23 protein-coding genes and 1 tRNA gene are annotated in these 19445 nt (G+C 39.1%); 23 read left to right on the forward strand and 1 reads right to left on the reverse strand.

What is annotated here, in order from left to right:
- The first annotated feature begins 15 nt into the window (after nucleotides 1-15).
- The 19 genes from ACYQ21_RS03970 to ACYQ21_RS04060 all read left to right on the forward strand — a co-directional run bounded on the left by ACYQ21_RS03970 (nucleotide 16) and on the right by ACYQ21_RS04060 (nucleotide 14543).
- Nucleotides 16-2379, forward strand: coding sequence for a hypothetical protein (locus tag ACYQ21_RS03970; RefSeq protein WP_460055415.1), 2364 nt, complete (start codon nucleotides 16-18; stop codon nucleotides 2377-2379).
- Between the two features lie 2 nt (nucleotides 2380-2381).
- Nucleotides 2382-3440: a phage tail tip lysozyme gene (locus ACYQ21_RS03975; RefSeq protein WP_460055417.1), complete on the forward strand. Its 1059-nt coding sequence runs from the start codon at nucleotides 2382-2384 to the stop codon at nucleotides 3438-3440.
- A gap of 6 nt (nucleotides 3441-3446) precedes the next feature.
- Nucleotides 3447-3770: a hypothetical protein gene (locus ACYQ21_RS03980; protein WP_460055419.1), complete on the forward strand. Its 324-nt coding sequence runs from the start codon at nucleotides 3447-3449 to the stop codon at nucleotides 3768-3770.
- A 230-nt stretch (nucleotides 3771-4000) separates the two neighbouring features.
- The gene (locus ACYQ21_RS03985) at nucleotides 4001-4270 is read left to right on the forward strand and encodes a hypothetical protein (protein WP_460055422.1); all 270 of its coding nucleotides are present in this window, start codon (nucleotides 4001-4003) and stop codon (nucleotides 4268-4270) included.
- A 2-nt stretch (nucleotides 4271-4272) separates the two neighbouring features.
- On the forward strand, nucleotides 4273-4803 hold the full coding sequence (locus ACYQ21_RS03990; protein WP_460055423.1) for a hypothetical protein: 531 nt from the start codon (nucleotides 4273-4275) through the stop codon (nucleotides 4801-4803).
- Complete coding sequence (locus ACYQ21_RS03995; RefSeq protein WP_460055425.1) at nucleotides 4804-5574, forward strand: hypothetical protein; 771 nt, start codon at nucleotides 4804-4806, stop codon at nucleotides 5572-5574.
- Between the two features lie 27 nt (nucleotides 5575-5601).
- Nucleotides 5602-5967, forward strand: coding sequence for a hypothetical protein (locus ACYQ21_RS04000; RefSeq protein ID WP_460055426.1), 366 nt, complete (start codon nucleotides 5602-5604; stop codon nucleotides 5965-5967).
- Between the two features lie 15 nt (nucleotides 5968-5982).
- Nucleotides 5983-6231: a hypothetical protein gene (locus ACYQ21_RS04005; protein WP_460055429.1), complete on the forward strand. Its 249-nt coding sequence runs from the start codon at nucleotides 5983-5985 to the stop codon at nucleotides 6229-6231.
- 5 nt (nucleotides 6232-6236) lie between these two features.
- Nucleotides 6237-6755 (forward strand): antirestriction protein ArdA, encoded by a 519-nt coding sequence (locus tag ACYQ21_RS04010; RefSeq protein ID WP_460055432.1) that lies wholly within the window; start codon nucleotides 6237-6239, stop codon nucleotides 6753-6755.
- Nucleotides 6756-6974 (forward strand): hypothetical protein, encoded by a 219-nt coding sequence (locus ACYQ21_RS04015; RefSeq protein ID WP_460055434.1) that lies wholly within the window; start codon nucleotides 6756-6758, stop codon nucleotides 6972-6974. It begins immediately after the preceding gene.
- A 26-nt stretch (nucleotides 6975-7000) separates the two neighbouring features.
- A tRNA-OTHER gene (locus ACYQ21_RS04020) sits at nucleotides 7001-7064 on the forward strand.
- 30 nt (nucleotides 7065-7094) lie between these two features.
- On the forward strand, nucleotides 7095-7319 hold the full coding sequence (locus tag ACYQ21_RS04025; RefSeq protein ID WP_460055437.1) for an excisionase: 225 nt from the start codon (nucleotides 7095-7097) through the stop codon (nucleotides 7317-7319).
- A 53-nt stretch (nucleotides 7320-7372) separates the two neighbouring features.
- The gene (locus ACYQ21_RS04030) at nucleotides 7373-8191 is read left to right on the forward strand and encodes a tyrosine-type recombinase/integrase (protein ID WP_460055440.1); all 819 of its coding nucleotides are present in this window, start codon (nucleotides 7373-7375) and stop codon (nucleotides 8189-8191) included.
- A 13-nt stretch (nucleotides 8192-8204) separates the two neighbouring features.
- A complete protein-coding gene (locus ACYQ21_RS04035; protein WP_460055469.1) occupies nucleotides 8205-8531 on the forward strand; it encodes a tyrosine-type recombinase/integrase in 327 nt (108 codons plus the stop codon).
- 156 nt (nucleotides 8532-8687) lie between these two features.
- Nucleotides 8688-9572 carry a ribosome small subunit-dependent GTPase A gene (rsgA, locus tag ACYQ21_RS04040; protein WP_460055443.1) on the forward strand — a complete coding sequence of 295 codons (885 nt, stop codon included), beginning with the start codon at nucleotides 8688-8690 and terminating at the stop codon, nucleotides 9570-9572.
- Nucleotides 9569-10216 carry a ribulose-phosphate 3-epimerase gene (gene rpe / locus ACYQ21_RS04045; RefSeq protein WP_460055446.1) on the forward strand — a complete coding sequence of 216 codons (648 nt, stop codon included), beginning with the start codon at nucleotides 9569-9571 and terminating at the stop codon, nucleotides 10214-10216. Before rsgA ends, rpe begins: the two co-directional genes overlap by 4 nt.
- Nucleotides 10217-10304: 88 nt before the next feature.
- On the forward strand, nucleotides 10305-11441 hold the full coding sequence (locus ACYQ21_RS04050; protein ID WP_460055449.1) for a metallophosphoesterase family protein: 1137 nt from the start codon (nucleotides 10305-10307) through the stop codon (nucleotides 11439-11441).
- The gene (locus ACYQ21_RS04055) at nucleotides 11431-13596 is read left to right on the forward strand and encodes an ATP-binding protein (protein ID WP_460055452.1); all 2166 of its coding nucleotides are present in this window, start codon (nucleotides 11431-11433) and stop codon (nucleotides 13594-13596) included. The genes ACYQ21_RS04050 and ACYQ21_RS04055 overlap by 11 nt, the downstream gene beginning before the upstream one ends.
- Nucleotides 13593-14543 carry a 3'-5' exoribonuclease YhaM family protein gene (locus ACYQ21_RS04060; protein ID WP_460055455.1) on the forward strand — a complete coding sequence of 317 codons (951 nt, stop codon included), beginning with the start codon at nucleotides 13593-13595 and terminating at the stop codon, nucleotides 14541-14543. The genes ACYQ21_RS04055 and ACYQ21_RS04060 overlap by 4 nt, the downstream gene beginning before the upstream one ends.
- A gap of 55 nt (nucleotides 14544-14598) precedes the next feature.
- Here ACYQ21_RS04060 and ACYQ21_RS04065 read toward each other — a convergent pair whose 3' ends face one another.
- A complete protein-coding gene (locus ACYQ21_RS04065) occupies nucleotides 14599-15165 on the reverse strand; it encodes a TetR/AcrR family transcriptional regulator (RefSeq protein ID WP_460055457.1) in 567 nt (188 codons plus the stop codon).
- Between the two features lie 209 nt (nucleotides 15166-15374).
- Here ACYQ21_RS04065 and ACYQ21_RS04070 point away from each other — a divergent pair, with 209 nt between their 5' ends.
- The 4 genes from ACYQ21_RS04070 to ACYQ21_RS04085 all read left to right on the forward strand — a co-directional run.
- Nucleotides 15375-16247 (forward strand): aldose 1-epimerase family protein, encoded by an 873-nt coding sequence (locus ACYQ21_RS04070; RefSeq protein ID WP_460055460.1) that lies wholly within the window; start codon nucleotides 15375-15377, stop codon nucleotides 16245-16247.
- A 57-nt stretch (nucleotides 16248-16304) separates the two neighbouring features.
- A complete protein-coding gene (locus ACYQ21_RS04075) occupies nucleotides 16305-17822 on the forward strand; it encodes a phosphohexomutase domain-containing protein (RefSeq protein WP_460055463.1) in 1518 nt (505 codons plus the stop codon).
- Nucleotides 17823-17932: 110 nt separating this feature from the next.
- A complete protein-coding gene (locus tag ACYQ21_RS04080) occupies nucleotides 17933-19069 on the forward strand; it encodes a cystathionine gamma-synthase (RefSeq protein WP_460055472.1) in 1137 nt (378 codons plus the stop codon).
- Between the two features lie 33 nt (nucleotides 19070-19102).
- Nucleotides 19103-19445: transposase family protein (locus ACYQ21_RS04085; protein WP_460055466.1), on the forward strand; the 343-nt coding region annotated here is incomplete at its 3' end.

Consider the following 19445-nt stretch of genomic DNA (forward strand, 5'->3'; position numbering starts at 1 on the left):
AAAGGGTAGGTAAGTATGAAAAAACTAATCGCAAAGATTGTTATTGTCTTAGCTGTCTCTTTTTCATTTTCAATGAGGGCTTTGGCACAGGACTATCCCTCAACGATTGATACAGGTTTGAATCGGTGGGAATTGATTGATAAGGAAAAAGGCTACTATTCCTATAAATACAATATCTCAGGCGACCATTATGATACCAAAACAGGTACTTATGAGGAAGTCATGAAAGAGCTGTCTGCTCATCAGAAAGAGTTTGACATGGCAGAAACTCAAATGACTGTCTTAGGCAATATTTTCAAGCAAGTGGGGACTGATAACAATCCGAGCGAAGAACAATTGAAAAATCAAGTTGAAATCGTACAAGATGAAATCAATAAGTTACCTAAAGGCACAAAAAGAGACAGGCTACAAGGTCAGCTAGATAGCTATAAACGACAATTAGCTGATACGATTGACAATGCCAAAGCCTATGCGGAAGCACAAGTCATGTACGCTAAAGCAATCAAGGCAGATGATATTAGTGATTTGTCCGTTTATACAAGCTATATGTACACGGAAGATGGTTTTTTCGGTACGAAAGATATATTTCCTAAAATTATCAATTCTATCGTACAAGCTATCTTTTTTATCCCTAAACTCCTGTATTTTATTGTGGCAAAAACACTCACAATCATTAGCAGTCAGTCGGCTATGGGGCAAATCAACGATGTTGTGACAACTTCTAAAGAGGTTTATGACAAAGTAGTTGAGATTGCCTATCCCTACCTTATCTTTTTCACTATTTTTGTTTTCTTTGAAAAGTTCATCAAGACAGCAAGTCTTGGTCGTGCGCTCATGAGTGCGGGTAAGTATCTCATGCCTTTCTTTGCAGGAGCGGTGCTTTATTCTAATATCACAATAGATAAACAACCAACAACGGTCATGGCAGGTGGTATCACAACGGTTAAGAAAGTGACAGATGAATTTACAGCAAGGGTCATCAATAGCTTATCTGTTAATGGCTCGCAAATTACAGTAGATTCAGGCAATAAATTAACCGCAAATTCAGTAGAAACTCTGAAAGCTAATATGTTTGACACGGTTGTCAAGAAACCATTTGAAGAAATGAATTTCAAGATAGGAAGTGTCAACGGCAATCAAGATGTGTTGAATACAGAGCTACTCGCAACCAAAGGTAAAACGAGTAAGGTTGAAGAATTTAAAAAGAAACATGAAGCTGAAAGTAATCTGAGTTTTGGCTCAGTCGGAGGTAAGTTTCTTGTGGCGATTGCCTCAGCTTTCAAGTCGATTGTTTTGACCGTTTTGATTGAGGGTGTCTTAATCATAAGTCATGCCATGAATTACTTTGTGATTCTTCTGCTTGCATTCTTAGTGATTGTTTTAATACTTGTCTTGATTCCTAAATTTTCACACGTTCTAGTTAATTTCCTTAAAACTGTAGGTGTCTTTACAACGTTAGGGTCAGGTGGTTTATTAGGCACTCAGTTATTACTTTATGTGAATAGTCGGATTGAATTAAGCACGAATAATATGAAATTGGGCTATTTCCTAACCGTTCTTGTTCAGGTTGTTATCTGGACGATTATTTACAAGACACGCCATCACATTTTTGGCTTTCTTAAAAAAGGTCAAGCAAGCGTTCGAGGTGTCGCAAGAAGTCTTAAACCGACATCTAAAAGTCATGGTTTTAAAGGCAAGTCGGGCGCTAAACGTGAACAAGCAAGTAAGATGTTTAAGCGAACAGGTGCAGGTGCTAAGAGGGGCTATCAAGTCGCTAAAAAAGCAGGTCAAAAAACAAAAGATGGCTTTTACAAAGTCAAAGACTTTGCGAAAACTGGCGGTAATCAAGATGAGATGGACTTTAATGCCAAAGAGCGGAAAAATAAACATAGCTTGTCAAATAAAGATAAGCGCAAACAAGCACTTAAAGAAGCCTACACTAATCATCGTGATGAGTTGTTGAAAAATCCTGACAAAAAAGAAGAAATCTTGAAAAATCAGAGAAAAACTGATTTCATGATGAAACGGCAAAAGGAACGTCAAGAGCAAGCACGTCAGGAAAAAATAGCTAAAGGCATTATCCGTGAGAAAGGCACAACCAAAACGCAACCTCGCGAACCTTACAGAAAAGTTCAGGAGAACTACAAAAAAAATCAGGAGAATGACAAGCAAAAATCTCAAAATAATAAATTGAGAGATAGGGCGCAAAAATCTAAGCAAAAGAAACCACTTTCGGAAAGCTACCAACCTAGAAAAAATGTAAAAAAGGTCGATAGCAAAATAGCTGACAAGAAAAATCCTAAGTCAACTCAGGATAAATTCCCAAGTGGTATTGAGATTCCACGAAAGGAAAAGATAAAACAAAGGACTGGTAAATGAGTATGAAAAAAGTCAAAAGAATTTCAGCTTGTCTTGTGGCTGTTCCGTTGGTTATTATTCTTTTTCTAGTGATGGTTGTAGGTGGTGGCGCAAGTGGCGATACGGAAAGTTTTGAAAGTAGCGCAGGCGGTCTCAATCTCACGGCAAAGGAACTCGCCACAAAAGCGAGTATCTCAGAAGAAAAAGCTCAGAATGTCATAGACATAGCTAGTCATTTGTTGTCTAAGGAGCGTTTCACACTTCAAGGTACATCAGGTGCATTAGCTGTCGCAGAACGTGAATCAGGATTTGACCCTGAAGCTGTCAATGATAGCGGTGGTGTTGCGGGTATCTTCCAATGGTCGGGGTGGTCTAATCATATCAACGGCAATCGTTGGGCGCAAGCTGAATCCAGAACTTTATCAATGGAAGTCGAACTGAAACTTGTATCTACTGAATTAAACGGCGCATACAAGAAAACTAAAGACCTTGTGAGTGTGTCAGAAGACCCGAGACAAGCCAGTTTAGACTGGTCGCTCTATTATGAGGGTGTTGCTTTAAGTGACGGTCAGACAAAGGCAGACGAACTCCAGAATAATGCGCAAAAATGGTATGACCTACTCAAAGACTATGTTGGCTTTGAGGGTGGTGGCGAGACTGTTAATGGTGTCATGTCAACAAGCGTGCCTGATGGTTGGGAAGTGGAGACACCCTATAGCGGACAGGCTTATAATGGCTCAGGTTCTTATCTAGAGGGTCAATGTACTTGGTACGTCTATAATCGTGCTTATCAGCTAGGCATTAAATTTGATAGTTACATGGGCAACGGTGGCGATTGGGCAAGTAAAGCAGGTTACTCAGTTTCTCATGAACCTAAAAAGCACACGGCTGTGAGTTTTGTTCATGGGCAGGCTGGCTCTAGTCCAGAATACGGTCACGTGGCTTTTTGTGAGCAAGTCAAAGATGATGGTAGCGTATTGATTTCAGAAATGAATGTGACAGGTCTACCACCGCTTACAGTTTCTTATCGTACATTTTCGGCTGATGAAGCTAAACAATTTTGGTATGTAGAGGGGAAGTGAAATTAAATGACAAAAATAGTAATAAGTGATAGACGTTGGGAAATATCATTTAAAGACGGTACTTATCGTAGATTCTGCGGTTACTGGTTTTTAGGTACACAACCCTTGTATTTTATACAAGAATTTTGTGATAGAAGAGTAGAAGAATTTCCGCCTAAATTTCAATTCGATTCAGAACGATATTGGCTTATATATCTAAGTAAACATCAAAATTTATTTTGTGAGTTTTTAAATGAATATGATTTGATTTCAGATTTCAGATTGTTCTGTACACAATGGCTTGAAGAGAATAATTATCAGGAGGGTGACTATGGGTATCGTAGAATTTAGAAAGCGTACCTCAAACGGTAGCATGCAGTTGTTAAGTGGGAAGTGAAATGTATGAAAAAAATAATAAAAGAATGGAGCTACATTAGTTTGCTCAGCTATGGGAGTGTCTTAAATTTGCAAATCGCTTTGTTACTTGCAAATTTAGTACGATACGAAGTCAGGGTATGTGTTTTGATACTTCTTATGTTGACAGAGTTTATAGTTATTTTCAAGATAAAAAGGAAGAAAAAATGATAAATGCGTTGGGCTTTTTAGCCAATATAACCAGTCTTATTTTGTGGTTTCCGCAAGCAACTAAGACGTGGCAACACCGACATGACAAAGAGGTGTTAAAAGGTGTCAGTTTAGGCACTCAAATATTTGTGATAATCAATACACTGTCATGGTGCATTTATGGATTGCTCATCGGTAATTTTTGGTTGCCATTAGGAACAATCGTAATTCTACCCTTGGCAGTTTTTACGATTATGATTAAGTTGAAATCAAGTCGAGGAGACTAACTATGGATAGATACGAATTACAACTGCGTGCTATGAACGGTAGCATACAAATGATAGATGATTTTGATGCCTTTGAGCAGAAGGTCTTAACTTTTAAAAAAGACTTGTACTTATCGCCATATGCCAAGATAAATGAAGTTTTGGCATGGTGCGAACTTTTGATTAAGTATGAAACACAAATTGACTTTTTATGTCAAGAAGCTGAACAGGCAATACAAGAAAAAATGAATAAAATCAAGCCAGAGATTATCCAAGAACATGCGGATACTGATATTAAAACCATTCATATTTGGTGTGATTTTGTTCTTGGGATAATTGAATTAGAAAAACGATACCAAGAAGTCGTCTATGACTTCTGTGTCTCTATTGATAACTGTGTCAGATACATCATTTCATACTCAAATGAATTAGCTGAGTACGGCTTTAATTTACCCCAAATTATGCTTAAAGTTCGAGAACTTGGTACAATGCACTGGCTCGGTAAGCGGTCAAATGCCCAATTATTAGATAGTCCACTTGGAAATGGAGAATGAATGAAAACAATTAGGAAAAGAACGATTAGCATAGTTGAAAAAATTAAAGCTACAACACTTACTCAACGATTATTTATGGGTGGTGTTGTATTTTTGTTTGGCACAGGTCTTGTGATAACACAGGCTAATAATGCAGAAAGTGTTAAGCAACCACAAGTTAAAAGTGATGAAAAAGCATTTTTTAAATTGCAGGCAAAAGCAGAGAAAAAACAAGCTGTCAAATCTGAAAATAAGGAAGTGGTTGAAAGCAGTGAAAAACCTAAAGCAGAGGTTGAGGGAGTAACTCAACCAGAGCCAGAACCTGTCAATGTCAGTACAGACACAACGGCTGAAAATGTCGTGACAGAAAATGAGTCAAGTATAAACGAAATGCCTAGTCATGGCGATATATCATCTGTAGGAGCTTATGCGGTAACTCAGTATAGCCATACTGAAAACGGTCACTATGAGGGACAATACTATGATATTTACTCATCACAACCGACTGTTACAAAAAGCGCAAGTGGTACAACGGTAAGTGGCACGGTTTCACGTTCAAACATTGGACTTGAAAAAGGTTCTATTGTCCTTGATTACACTTTAAACTTTGATGTGAATGGTTGTTATGTGAATGGTGCTGTCACGAGTTCAGGCTATGTTGAGGCAAGTATCGCTTTGACAAAGGGTCAAAATTATACAGGTCAAACTGTTAATTTCATTTCAACAACAGGCGGTCAGGCAGGGTCAGGTTCATATGTCTATCCAATTTCAGCGTTTATTACAGTAGGTTGAATTTCAAAATAGAAAGTGAGTTTTAGTATGAATTTAAGAAGAATGGTCACAAAACTAAAGATAACTACCAAGTTAGATGATGTGCGCATTAGAGGTTATTTGCGCTCAGCAGGTGTCATCTACAATCCAAGTGTTTATCTCATCAAACCCGACATTTACGGCGATGATTGCATAGAAATATCATGTGATATTTTCGGTAGTTTCTCCCCTGTTCCAGATGGTCAAGCTACGTTAGGCAAATTAAACTTATCAGCGCACTTGCCAGAGGAATATATGAAGGAGTTCAAGGAGTTGTACCAAGCGCAGGTATTAGAAATTTTCAATGATGACATCACAAGGTATATGGAAAATGAGTTTTCAGGAACTAGCTTAATTTTCAAAGGATTTAAATAGAAAGCGAGAAAATATATGAAACCAAATTTTGAAATTAAAAGTCTAGGTCATAATATGTATCAAATTTATGGTGCTATCAATGGTATGGCAGAAAGTTTTATGTTTGAGGGATTGTTACGATTTAAGTATGAGTTTAGTTTTTTTACTCCCAAAGGAATTTATCACAAAATCACTTGGAATGGTAATATGACCATTGGAAATTTAGATAGACTAGAAACGCATATTATTGAAGCATATGAGCGTGCTGTTGAGGAAGAAAGGTAAAAACAATGGATAAAGAAATCAAAATTTATGTTGCTAATCTTGGTAAATATAACGAGGGTATCTTACAAGGTGCGTGGTTTACATTGCCTGTGGAGCTATCGGAAATTAAGCGAAAAATAGGCATTGATGAAGAATATGAAGAATGGGCGATTCATGATTACGAATCGCCTTTTAAAATTGGCGAGTATGACGATATTGAAAACTTGAACGAAATTGCCGAAGAAATCGATTACATGCCTGACATAGTTCTAGAAAATATAGATATACTCATTGGCTGGTTTGATAATTCTATACAAGAACTAATAGATAATTACGCTAATGACTTATTTATTTTAGAAGATATAAGCAATGAATCTGAATTGGGAGAAAATTATATTGAGAACCTTGATTTAAAATTACCTGAAATTTTAGGGGGCGTTCCTTTAGAAAGTTATCTTGACTATGAAGCGATTGGTCGAGACATCAATATCAACACTCCCTATGGTATTTTGATAGATGGTTACTGGATAGAGTGCAAGAAGTAAATGAAGAAATACTACAAAATTAGCTATAAATTGACAGATACTAGAGGCGAGTTTTTCATGATGTCAGGTAAATCATACTCACACGTTTATGAACGTGCATACGAAAGCGCTCTTGCGGGTTTGAGACGGCATGGTACAAAAATGATATATGGTACTTTGGAAATGGAAGAAATTTCAGAAGCTGAGTATTTTGAAAATAGATTGTTTTGGAGACATTAAAAAAAGAAAACTGAGAATAGTTCGGCGTGCCTTTCGTCTAATGGCAAGACACTTGAAAGAGGGAAGTGGGTTCGATTCCTACAAGGCATATAGATTATGAAAAGAGAGGAGACAAACTAGATGGCTATTAATAATTTTCCAGATATTTTAGTGGATAAAAAAACGTTGATTGAGCAATATTTTCCGTCATTCAAGAAAAAAACACTAGAAAAATATTTGACAGAAATTCGCAAAACTGAACAATTTAAACATATCACGATAAGCCCAAGTAGTAGGTTGACTTTAATCAATCCTAAGGGCTTTTTTGAATATTTGAAGTATCGAGAATCACAAAAATTTAGTTAAAGCATGGTATAATTAGTTATTCAACTAATGATATACCAAGAAAGGTGGGTATATTGTTTTACAAAAAAACAAGTAACGGCAAGTACCGTTACTACGAAAAATATTATGACGAAAGTGAGGGTAAATGGAAACAAGCGACGATTACGTTAAATTCCAAGACCAGACAGGCACAAGGGGAAGCGAGACGAAAACTTGAAGCAAAGATTGAAAAGAAATTGCTTGAAGATGATGTCAGCAAAAGACTAGGACAAAAAGCTAACAAGATAACCGTTAAAGAGGTTTACGAGGAATTTCGTACTTTTCGCAAGCAAGAGCTTAAAGACAGTACGTTTTCCACACAAGAGAATGCTTTAAACAAAGTTTTGGTAAATGTCCTAGATAAACGGATAAAAAGCGTTTCAAGTGGTTATTTTCAAAATTTTTTAATATCAAGTGACAATTCAAATGCCTATAAAAAATTACAAAAAGCACTTGTCAAGGTATTTTTCAATTATGCGGTAAAAATAGGCTATATTGATTTTAACCCTATTGACAAAGTTGAATTACCAAAGTACAAACGAACTTTTGAAGAATTGGAGAGAAAAAGGGTTAAATTTTTTTCCAGAGATGAAATGAAGTTACTTATCAAACATTTTGAATATACGATTTCCGCAACACGATTGAATTATTTAATTGAGTTGATGTACCTGACAGGTTTAAGAATCTGTGAAGCGCTTGCGTTGATGTGGGAGAATGTAGACCTAGAAAATAGAACACTTAAGGTCAAGTATAATATAGACAATCACAGTGCGAGTTTAAAGGCGTTTAAATTAACAACACCTAAGACAGAAGATTCTTATAGAGAGGTCTCTATTCAACAGCAGGTGTGTTGAAATTTTGATTGAAATGATGAAGTTGAACTCAGAGATAAAACCTTTAGATAATCGTTTTATTTTTGTATGTAAGACGGGTAACCTGATAAACCCTGAATATTTAAACAGCTATCTTAAAAGAATTGGTAGAAAGGCTCAGATAAAAAACAAAAACCCAGAAGACTTTTCTAGCCATATGTTAAGACATTCTCATATTAGTTTATTAACTGAATTAGGTGTGCCACTCAAGGTTATCATGGAGCGTGTCGGGCATAAAGACGAGAAAACGACCTTACAAATTTATACTCATGTGACCCAAAGTATGAAGTTTGATTTAAGTAATAAATTGGAAAATATTTGAGAACCAAAAACTAACCAAGAACTAACCAAAAGTTGTGGTTAGTGTGAAGAATACCGAAGAATGTGAGAGTATCAATAAGTTGTTCATCCCTTATAAATAAAGGGATAGGAGCATGATAGAGAATGTTATAGGAAGGATATGTGGTATAATTGAGGTATGATAAAATTTGGTAGAATATTAAAATCATTGAGTGGCTTTTATTATATTAAAGACGAGGAGGACGGTCTGGTCTACCAAACACGGGCGAGAGGCAATTTTCGTCAGAAAGGGACCAAGCCGATTGTTGGCGACTTTGCAGAGTTTTCTGCCGAGGCTAATTCAGAGGGCTATGTTCTAGCTTTAAAAGCACGTGAAAATATGCTGGTCAGACCACCGATTGCCAATATCCATCAGGCTGTGGTCGTGATTTCTGCGCTTGAACCAACTTTTTCCTTGAATTTATTAGATCGATTTTTAGTCCTACTGACCAATAAAGGCATTGCCCCCTTGATTTATCTGTCTAAACTAGACTTAGTGCCAGATTTAGAACCGTTTGAAAAAACGCAAGCAGACTATGAAAAAATAGGCTACAAATTTTTCATGAATGACTGGCAAGAAATTCTACCAGAATTTTCAGTTAAAGTCACTGTTTTCATGGGACAAACAGGTGTCGGTAAATCAACCTTGCTCAATAAAATCGCCCCAGAGATGTTACTGGCAACTCAAGAAATTTCTGATAAACTCGGTCGTGGTCGACATACGACGCGTCATGTGGAATTGTTTGAGATATATGACGGTCTCATTGCAGATACGCCGGGCTTTTCATCCTTGGACTATGAGATTAGCAACCAGCCAGATTTAAATGCGGCATTTCCAGAAATTTTACGTCAATCCTTTGGCTGTAAATTCCGTGAGTGTACCCACACCCATGAACCTAACTGTCAGGTCAAACCTGCAGTTGCAGCGGGCGACATTTTACAATCCAGATATGATAATTACTTGTTATTTTTAGCAGAAATACAAGGCAAACGAGAAACCTATAAGAAAGTGGTGAAAAAATGAAACTTGCACCTTCAATTTTAGCAGCAGATTTTGGTCATTTTGCGCGTGATGCTAAGCGGCTTGAGGTGGCTGGCGCTGATTATCTCCATATTGATGTTATGGATGGTCATTTTGTAGAAAACATTACTTTTGGCGCAGACGTTGTCAAGGCGATTCGACCTGAGACCAAGTGTCTGTTGGATTGTCATCTCATGGTTGAAAATCCTGAAAAATATGTGAACAGTTTTGCTCAAGCAGGCGCTGACAGTATGACGATTCATGTCGAAGCGACCCATCATAGTCATGGCGCACTTCAAAAAATCAAGGCCGCTGGTATGCGACCTGCCATTGCCATCAATCCCGGGACAGATATTTCAGCCATTAAACACGTGCTGAGCCTCGTTGATATGGTCTTAGTCATGACTGTTAATCCCGGTTTTGGCGGTCAAAAATTCCTGCCAGAATGTCTCGAAAAAGTCAGAGAATTAGCAGAAATTCGCGATTTTCAAGGACTTGACTTCGAGATTGAAGTCGACGGTGGTGTCGATGAACAGACGATTGTCGCCTGTCGTGAAGCCGGGGCAGATGTATTTGTCGCAGGTTCTTTCGTTTTCAATGGCAATATTGAAGAAAATATCGACAAATTGCGAGCAAAATTGATTTAAAAACGTATAATCATTTAAGGATAAAATCGATAAATCATATTTTGTGCTTGAGGATATACTAGCTTACCGAGGAAATAGAAAGTCAGTTATGAAATTTATACATACAGCAGATTTACATTTGGATCGGGAATTTGAAGGCTTAGTACAGGAAACGCCTTTTCAGCCCTATCGGATTTTAGAAAAAATTATTGATTTAGCCATTTCTGAAGCCGTTGAGGTGGTGCTTTTTGCTGGGGATAATTTTCACCAATCACAGCCCAGTATTAAAATTCAAAATTACTTTATTGAGCAGTTAGCACGTCTGCAATCCTACGGTATTCAGGCTGTGATTATTTTTGGTAACCATGATTATTATCGAGAGTCTATTTATTGGATTGACTTTCCTGACCATGTGACGGTCTTTAAGTCTGAGTCTGTCGCTACACAAAAGCTGACTTTGAAAACAGGGGAGACACTTGCAGTATCAGGTTTTTCCTATCAGCATCCCCATTTATCTATCAACAAAATCGTGGATTATCCAGAAAAAGATGACACCTGTGACTATCATATTGGGCTTTTCCACGGTGAATTTTCAGGTCAGTCTTTTGCCCCAGCCAATCTGACAGATATGCTCGAAAAAGACTATAATTATTGGGCTTTAGGGCATATTCATCTGGCCAATCAAGTGGCAGATACTGTCATCTATCCGGGAACGCCACAAGGTCGAAATAAAAAAGAAACGACGAATTTAGTCGTTCTTGGCGAAATGACACCCACAGGAAATTTAATTTATTTCCATGATTTGGCAGAAGTCCATTTTGAAAGCTTGTCCATTGATTTATCAGCCTGCCAGTCCTTAGTTCAAGCCCTGACCTTTATCAAGTCGAAACTGATTGATAAAGCGACTTTTTACAGTTTGGCACTCGAAAACTACGAGGCGATTGCAGATAATCTGCAAGAAGCAGTTGACAATGATGAATTGCTAGAAGAATTACGTCAAGGTCATGTCGTGGTCAAACTGAAATTAGTGCCGCTCTCGTCTGAAACAGGTGAGCTAACAAAAATTGTCGTGCCTGATTTGACCTTGCCAGCCGTTGATTTGGAACATGTCTATAGCCTCTTACCCCATAAACAAGAAATTCGTGCTGTTTTTGAAGATACTGATTTTCAACAAGAGGTGCAAGAAAATTTGGCTTTATTTGCCAGTCAATACTTTGAGTTTGGAGGCACTTTAGATGAAAATTAAGCAACTCAGAATCGAAGGTTTCGGTAAACTTGTTAATCAGACCTATGATTTGGCAGACTTTACGACTTTTTTAGGTGAAAATGAAGCAGGAAAATCCACAGTCTTAGCCTTTATCAAATACATGCTGTTTGGCTTTGAAAATGCCACCATTTCAAACCAAGAATTCAATCCTCTGAATTTCAAAACCTATGGCGGGCAGATTTTTCTGACCCACGCCGATAAAACAATTAGAATTGAACGCCTGAAAATCTTACGGAGTGGGCGACCAAGTTTCGTTTGTGAAATTGTTGAAGGCGATCGAGTGACGATGCTAGATGAATCATCATGGCGTGACTTTATCAGACCCATCACAGTCAAGACGTTTTCTGAAATCTATTCTGTCACCCAAGAAAATCTACAGATTTCAACGGTCAGAGATTATAATGCTGAGCGCCTAGATGAAGAATGGCGGATGTCTGCAACGACAGGCTCTGTGGCATTATTTGATCAAGTTCAACTCCTTTCTAAAGCAAGGGATGACATCTTTACGACGACACGGGCGGCTAAAAAACCATTGAATCAAGTTTTAGCTGACATCGCAGCGGTCCAAGTTGAGGTGCAAGAAAAAACGTCAGAGGAGCAAGCCTTGCTTCCCTTGATGACTGAAAATGAGCGTCTCTATGCTGAAATAGTCGCTCAGCGAGAGGCGCAAGAAAACTTGGATGCTGAGATTAACCAAATCAGGCATCGCCTTAGCTTTTTAGCTGAATATCAAGAATATGCCGAGTTGAAAAAGCAAGATTTGACGCATATTTTATCTGCTGATGAGGCCGAAAATCTGCGGCGTAAGCATGTGCTACATGAAAAATATAGTCAGGAAATTAGTGCCCTAAGTCAAAAAATCGCTGAAGATACGATTGCTTTAGAAAAATTGGCCACGCCGAAAAATCAATTTTTGCAGGAACTTCAAACGATTGATTTATTGAAACGGTTAAAAGCCGACTATCCACAAGCGATAGGTGCAGAACAACGCATTAATGAGCTGAAATTTACAAAAATCTATCTCATTTTAGCGATTATCAGTCTCATTTTGGCGGGTCTCAGCTTTATTTTCAGTCCAATCCTCGCCCTTGTCTTTTTTGTCGTCAGTGCTGGCTTGGCTTTCTGGCAAGTTAAAACGAACCGTCAAGATAAGGAAAAATTAGCTGAAAATGAAGCTATTCTGTCACATTTTGAGGATAAACTGGCTTATTTTAAAGACTGGCTCTCTTCTGAAAGTCAAGATGTTGTTGGAAAAGTTGCTGATTTGACCCAACTTGATGAGGAAGCTCAGACTTTACATTTGACATTGAGTCGCTATGATCAAGTAGCAGACAGAGTGAAAATGCAAGACCTAGAAGCATTGGATGAGGCAATTTTTGCAGAATTACCCGATATTGATACGGCACCCAAATTGTTAGAACAGTGGATGCAACAGTCACGTGATTTGGTACGTCTGACACGTTTGAAAGAACAGTTATCTGGTATTATTGATCTGACCCAACCTTTTAATGGCATTGCAGAGCAACAGTTGCTCAATCAAAAAACGTCTGAAAAAATTCAAAAAACAGCCGAATTAAATCGCTTAATTGATATGTATTCCAAAAATACAGCCGTGATTGACCAACAGAAAACAGATACGACCCTTTCGACCTTGGCTGCTAAAATGGCTCGGAAAAAAGAAATACTTCGTGATTACTTGGTTGATTTTGCAACGAAAACATCTGAAATCGCATTGACCGAGCAAGTCATGGCAGAGCTATCATCGGAAACACTACCAGATATTTTAAACCGAGCAAGTAAGATGTTGGCGATTTTGACTGATAAGAATTGGCAAGAAATTTATCTGGATAAAGAAATTCTCTGGGTGAGAAATACTCAGGGGCAAAGTTTGCGGTTGATTGATTTGTCAACTGGAACCCGAGACCAACTCCAATTAGCGTTGAGACTCGCCTTTATCCAGTCTAAAAATCTAGACTTTCCGATTTTCTTGGATGATAATTTTTTAAGGTTTGATAAAAAACGGCGCCGTAATTTTTCAAATATGCTCGCAGAAGTTGCTAAAGAACGACAAGTGATTCTGTTGACGAGTGATCAAACTTTGGTACCTGAAACGAAAGGAACGATTAAACTATGACACAGCTAAAAGATTTACAGGTTGGCGATGCCTTTGAAGGCTTGTATCTGATTAAACAAGCAGACTTGCGTCAAACACGAGCGGGTAAGCCCTTTTTGGCTATGATTTTCCAAGATAGAACAGGACAGATTGGTGGCAACTTGTGGGATGCTGATGATCATATGGCTGAAACCTTTACCAAAGGTAAAGTTGTCTATATGCGAGCGGTAAAAGAACTCTACCAAGGGTCGCCGCAAGTCAATAAAATCTTTTTACGCTTGCCTGAAAATACAGAACCCAGTAATCCCAAAGATTTTAAGCCTAAATCACCTGTAAATGAACAGGAACTACGAGACTACATTTCTAAAACCATTTTTAAGATTGAAAATGCGACTTGGAATCGTATTGTTCGGCATATTTTCAAAAAATATGATAAGGCATTTTTCGAGTATCCAGCTGCTAAAACCAATCATCATGCCTTTGAGGGAGGTCTGAGTTTTCATACGGCTACTATGGCACAGCTGGCTGAAAAGATTTGTGAAGTCTATCCTACTCTCAATGAAAGTTTGATGTTGGCAGGGATTTTACTGCATGATATGGCGAAAGTCATTGAGTTTTCGGGTGCTGAAAACACGACTTATACGTTAAAAGGAAATTTGATTGGGCATATTGTCTTGATTGATGAGGAAGTCTCAGAAGCCATACGTGAACTTGATATTGATAATGCTAAAGAAGATGTGACCATTTTACGACATGTGCTGTTAGCGCATCACGGCTTCCAAGAGTATGGTAGTCCGGTTAGACCGCAAATTATGGAAGCGGAAGTCATTCATCAAATCGACATGATGGATGCCAGTATTATGATGATGCAGACAGCGCTTAATCAAATTGTGTCGGGTGAGATGACACCACGTATTTTCCCATTGGACAATCGTAATTTCTATAAACCTGACTGGCAATCAAATTAAAAATGATATTAAAAAAAACTCCAAATGTCACATTTGAAGTTTTTTTGATTGTCGCTTAAAATTTAGCAATTTCCATTTTGAGCACATCATTGATCGCATCTTTTAGGAATGAAATAATTTCAAATTGACTGGGATGAATCGTATCACTCGCAATGAGATTGGCAAAACCAGTTGAGATAACCCATATGCCTGTCAAGAGAGCGCCAACTTGATATTCTGTTAATTGAGAATAGATTGGGTCATCTTGGATAAGTGTCCAAAAAATATTATAAGAAAACTCATTGATGGAATGATTATTATCACCATGTTTTTCCAAATAAATGGTTCTAAATAATTTGGGATTTTGACAAGCAAAATTAATGTAATTCAGACAAAAGTTAATAACTGTGTCATCATGCGTTTTTTTACTAAAAACGTCATTTTGAAGCTTATAATATAGTTGCGAGAAAAGCTCACGCTTAAGTGCCGCCATATTTTCAAATTCCGCATAAAGCGGTTGTGTTGAGATGTTCATATATTTAGACAATGCACGAGCGGTTAGTTTATTGGGGTTTCTGTCAATGATGAACTGCTCTGCTGCACGCAATATATCTTCTTTAAAAATTGTCTTATGTCTAGCCATGTTAGTTTACCTTTCTTAGTTATTTATTATATAATATAAAAGCAAAATTTACAAGCTATATGTTAAATATAATCATGGTATAATAGATGTGAAGACGAGTTTAATCGCTCAAAAGGCCATTTGTTACTGAGAAAGTGACCATCTTAGAACGGTTGAAGCGCATCAACGACTCACTAGATTGATCCCAAAAAGCGAAAAGAGGAGCAAGGATGACAACGACAAAACTTTCAAATGATGCCCTAAGCATCGAAATTCAGGATTTTGGTGCAGAACTGAACTCAATCAAAAAAGATGATGTGGAGTACCTCTGGCAAGGCGACCCCGAATTTTGGGCGCGCCAAGCACCCGTCCTCTTTCCGATTGTCGGCAAACTGAAAAATGGCAGCTATACCTATGATGGTGAAACTTTTAAACTCGGTGGGCATGGTTTTGCTCGCGATCAAGTCTTTCAGTTATTGGAAAGTGAAGCAGATGAAGCCGTTTTTGAACTGAAAGCCAACAGAGAAACACGTGCGGTCTATCCTTTTGATTTTCGGCTTCGCATCACCTACAAGCTCATCAAGAACCAGTTGACGGTGAAATGGGAAGTCAAAAATCTTGATGATCAGGACATATACTTTGGCATTGGTGCCCACCCTGCTTTTAATGTTCCCTTGGAAAATGGGACATTTGAAGACTATCGTTTAACCATCAGTCCAGCAAAGTCTCACCAGTATATTCCGCTCAATCCAACAACGGGTGTTCTCGATTTATCTCAAAAACACGAAGTTGAACAAACTGAATTTGCCCTGACCCGGGAACTGTTCAAAGCGGATGCCTTAATATTTGAAACACCAGAAGCAACGGAAGTATGTTTGTCGAATACTGTCGATAATCGGTCAGTTAAAATTTCTTGGGAGCAGATGCCATTTGTCGGTCTATGGTGTCCCTATCCTGCTGAAGCACCATTTGTTTGTATCGAGCCATGGTGTGGTATCGCGGATGACCAAAACACAGACGGCGATTTAACGACCAAGTTTGGCATCAACACCCTAGCCCACGGTAAAAAATTCAAGGCAAGTTATACGATTACGATTAACTAGAGTTAACGATAGCCTTTCATAGCAGAACAGCTGTGAGATATAGATAAGGGAGTAACTATGCAGATAACAGACTTACAAAATGGTTCAGACATTCGAGGCATTGCGATTGCGACAGCTGAATATCCTATTACCTTAACACCAGAAGTTGCCCAAGCAGTTGGGCGTGGTCTCGTGAATTGGTTGGTTGCTGAAAAGCAGTTAGGGTCTCAACTCGAACAAGAAAAACTGACAGTTGCCGTGGGTCAAGATAGTCGCCTGTCAGGTGATGAATTAAAAGCTGGCTTGATAGCAGGTATCACCTCACAAGGTGTCCATGTCATTGATACAGCGCTATCGACGACACCCGCTATGTTCAAGGCAACGCAATTTCCTGACTTTGACTGTGATGCAGCGGTCATGCTGACAGCCAGCCACTTGCCTTATTACTTCAATGGCATCAAAATTTTCAGTCGTGATGGCGGTGCTGAGCATGAAGATATTCACGATATTTTGACACATACGGCGAAAAACACGCAGACAAATCAGGGCGAAGTGTCAAAAAAAGACTTACTAACGCCCTATGCGCAAGACCTCGTTAATCAGATTATCGCAGGGACAGGTCTTGCAGATGCCAAACCACTCACAGGTTATCACATCATTGTAGATGCGGGCAATGGTGCTGGGGGTTATTTTGCTGAGAAAGTTTTGGCAGTGCTGGGGGCAAATACCTCAGGCAGTCAATTCCTAGAGCCTGACGGTCATTTTCCTAACCACATTCCAAATCCTGACAATCCTGAGGCTATGGCCAGTATCCGTCAAGCGGTTCTAAATCATCAGGCGGATCTCGGTGTGATTTTTGACACGGACGTTGACCGCAGTGCGGTCGTAGATCAATTCGGCAACACCCTAAATCGCAATAATCTGATTGCCGTCTTAGCAAAAATTGTTTTGGAGCAGACACCAGACGCGACCATTGTGACCAATTCGCCGACTTCAACGCATCTGAAAAATTTCATCACACAACTCGGTGGCAAGCAAGTCCGCTATCTCTGTGGCTACCGCAATGTCATCAATAAAGCCATTAAACTCAACCAAGCAGGCATCGACACACCGCTTGCCATCGAAACAAGTGGGCACGCTGCCTTTCGGGAAAATGATTTTCTAGACGATGGTGCCTATGTCATTGCTAAAATCTTGATGCTCTTACCACAATTAAAAGCAGACAATCGGAAGCTGAGCGACCTGATTTCAGACTTGCAGCAGCCTGTTGAAACTCAGGAAATTCGTTTTAAAATCAATCTGGCCGATTATCGGCCCTATGGCGAACAGGTGATTGCCGACCTCGGTGCATTTGTGGCAGCAACAGCAGATTTTGACACTGACACGGATAACGAAGAGGGCATTCGGGTAAATCTGACAGGTGAGTATGGTCAGGGCTGGTTCTTGCTGCGCATGAGCCTTCATGAGCCCCTGCTTGTTTTACAGGTTGAAAATGATGTGCTGGGTAAAAATCAGCTCGTCTTAAAAAAAATAGCAACGTTTTTCAGTCAGTTCCAACCATTGGACAAATCAGCTTTGGAGAAGTTGTTGAGATAGCCATTTAAAATTTGGATGTTGGTCATAAAAATTTTTTATGACTAAGGTTCATTTTTTACATCTTAAACATGTTAAAATAATAACAACGATAAACAGGAGTGAGGAAAATGATGAGCAAGCAAGCGGAACAGCAGACACCAAAACTGGATACGATTTTATCTCATATCGGTATCAACCAAGACGAAGCGACAGGCTCTTTGATTTCGCCCATTCATTTTTCGACGACCTATCAACATCCTGAGTTCGGCAAGTCGACTGGTTTTGACTATACCCGCACGAAAAATCCAACGCGGGCGAATTTAGAAGAAGCTTTGGCCGCGATTGAAGCGGGACAGTTCGCGATTGCGACCAGTTCAGGCATGGCAGCGATTGTGCTTGCGCTAGATATCTTTCCAGTCGGCTCGAAGATTGTGGCCTCTCGTGATTTATACGGTGGTTCTTTTCGTTGGTTTAACGATCAGCAAAAACGTGGCATTTTCGACTTCACTTATGTGGTGACCGAAGCCGATATGCTGGCTGCCATCACGCCAGAGACAGACATCGTCTACATCGAAACGCCGACTAACCCGCTCATGATCGAAGTCGACATCGCCAAGGTCGCGCAAAAAGCACATGAAAATGGTGCGAAAGTGATTGTCGACAATACCTTTTATACGCCGATCTATCAGCAACCATTAGTGCTGGGCGCGGACATCGTTATTCATTCAGCAACGAAATACTTGGCAGGTCATAATGATGTCTTGGCGGGTGCTGTGATTGTCAAGGATCAGGACTTGTATGAGCAGTTGAACTACAACCTCAACACGACTGGCCCGGTGTTGTCCCCTTTTGATAGTTTCTTAGTCATGCGCGGACTGAAAACACTCGCCCTTCGGATGCGTCAAGCGACGGCCAATGCCAATCAAGTGGCTGATTTTCTAAGACAGCACGAGGCGGTCAAAGAAGTCCTTTACACAGGACTTGGTGGCATGATTGCCTTTAAAGTCTATGACCAAGCTAAAATCCCAGTCCTGATTAATGCACTCAAAGTCATCACTTTTGCTGAGAGTCTTGGTGGCGTGGAGTCTTTGATTACTTATCCGACGACACAAACTCACGCAGATATACCAGCAGCAGTCAGAGCGAGCTACGGCTTGACAGATGACTTACTACGCTTATCGATTGGCATCGAAGATGCGACTGATTTGATTGATGATTTGGCGAATGCCTTGACACGGTCGTTTCATAAATTAGTCTTGAAAAATTAACCAAAAGTGCTACACTGCCATTAGGAGAACAATATGACACTACAAGAAAAATTTATGATTATAGAAGATTCACGAGATGAAAGATACGTTAAATATCCTTTAAGCGATGTCCTAATCATCGTCATGTGCGCCGTTTTATGCGGTTTAGACCAACTCTGTGATATCGTGACTTATGCTGAAAATAAAGCTGAGTTTTTCAAGCGAACTTTCAATATTGAAAAAATCCCTTCAAAACCAACTTTTTCTCGTGTTTTGAGCATGATGGATGGGCAAAAAGTTAGTGAAGTTATTTTTGAGATAATGCGTGAGAATTTTGAAGTCGTTGGCGAGATTATTGCAGTTGATGGGAAAGCAATTCGTAGCACATCGCAAAAGA

The organism is Pseudolactococcus yaeyamensis (assembly GCF_054658615.1).

Coding starts and splice junctions, on each gene's coding strand:
- ACYQ21_RS04050 (WP_460055449.1), top strand. CDS start 10,305: ATGAAATTTATACATACAGCAGATTTACATTTGGATCGGGAATTTGAA.
- ACYQ21_RS03985 (WP_460055422.1), top strand. CDS start 4,001: ATGATAAATGCGTTGGGCTTTTTAGCCAATATAACCAGTCTTATTTTG.
- ACYQ21_RS03970 (WP_460055415.1), top strand. CDS start 16: ATGAAAAAACTAATCGCAAAGATTGTTATTGTCTTAGCTGTCTCTTTT.
- ACYQ21_RS03990 (WP_460055423.1), top strand. CDS start 4,273: ATGGATAGATACGAATTACAACTGCGTGCTATGAACGGTAGCATACAA.
- ACYQ21_RS04075 (WP_460055463.1), top strand. CDS start 16,305: ATGCAGATAACAGACTTACAAAATGGTTCAGACATTCGAGGCATTGCG.
- rsgA (WP_460055443.1), top strand. CDS start 8,688: ATGATAAAATTTGGTAGAATATTAAAATCATTGAGTGGCTTTTATTAT.
- ACYQ21_RS04035 (WP_460055469.1), top strand. CDS start 8,205: ATGATGAAGTTGAACTCAGAGATAAAACCTTTAGATAATCGTTTTATT.
- rpe (WP_460055446.1), top strand. CDS start 9,569: ATGAAACTTGCACCTTCAATTTTAGCAGCAGATTTTGGTCATTTTGCG.
- ACYQ21_RS04015 (WP_460055434.1), top strand. CDS start 6,756: ATGAAGAAATACTACAAAATTAGCTATAAATTGACAGATACTAGAGGC.
- ACYQ21_RS04060 (WP_460055455.1), top strand. CDS start 13,593: ATGACACAGCTAAAAGATTTACAGGTTGGCGATGCCTTTGAAGGCTTG.
- ACYQ21_RS04070 (WP_460055460.1), top strand. CDS start 15,375: ATGACAACGACAAAACTTTCAAATGATGCCCTAAGCATCGAAATTCAG.
- ACYQ21_RS04025 (WP_460055437.1), top strand. CDS start 7,095: ATGGCTATTAATAATTTTCCAGATATTTTAGTGGATAAAAAAACGTTG.
- ACYQ21_RS04080 (WP_460055472.1), top strand. CDS start 17,933: ATGAGCAAGCAAGCGGAACAGCAGACACCAAAACTGGATACGATTTTA.
- ACYQ21_RS03975 (WP_460055417.1), top strand. CDS start 2,382: ATGAAAAAAGTCAAAAGAATTTCAGCTTGTCTTGTGGCTGTTCCGTTG.
- ACYQ21_RS04005 (WP_460055429.1), top strand. CDS start 5,983: ATGAAACCAAATTTTGAAATTAAAAGTCTAGGTCATAATATGTATCAA.
- ACYQ21_RS04000 (WP_460055426.1), top strand. CDS start 5,602: ATGAATTTAAGAAGAATGGTCACAAAACTAAAGATAACTACCAAGTTA.
- ACYQ21_RS04055 (WP_460055452.1), top strand. CDS start 11,431: ATGAAAATTAAGCAACTCAGAATCGAAGGTTTCGGTAAACTTGTTAAT.
- ACYQ21_RS04065 (WP_460055457.1), bottom strand. CDS start 15,165: ATGGCTAGACATAAGACAATTTTTAAAGAAGATATATTGCGTGCAGCA.
- ACYQ21_RS04010 (WP_460055432.1), top strand. CDS start 6,237: ATGGATAAAGAAATCAAAATTTATGTTGCTAATCTTGGTAAATATAAC.
- ACYQ21_RS03995 (WP_460055425.1), top strand. CDS start 4,804: ATGAAAACAATTAGGAAAAGAACGATTAGCATAGTTGAAAAAATTAAA.
- ACYQ21_RS03980 (WP_460055419.1), top strand. CDS start 3,447: ATGACAAAAATAGTAATAAGTGATAGACGTTGGGAAATATCATTTAAA.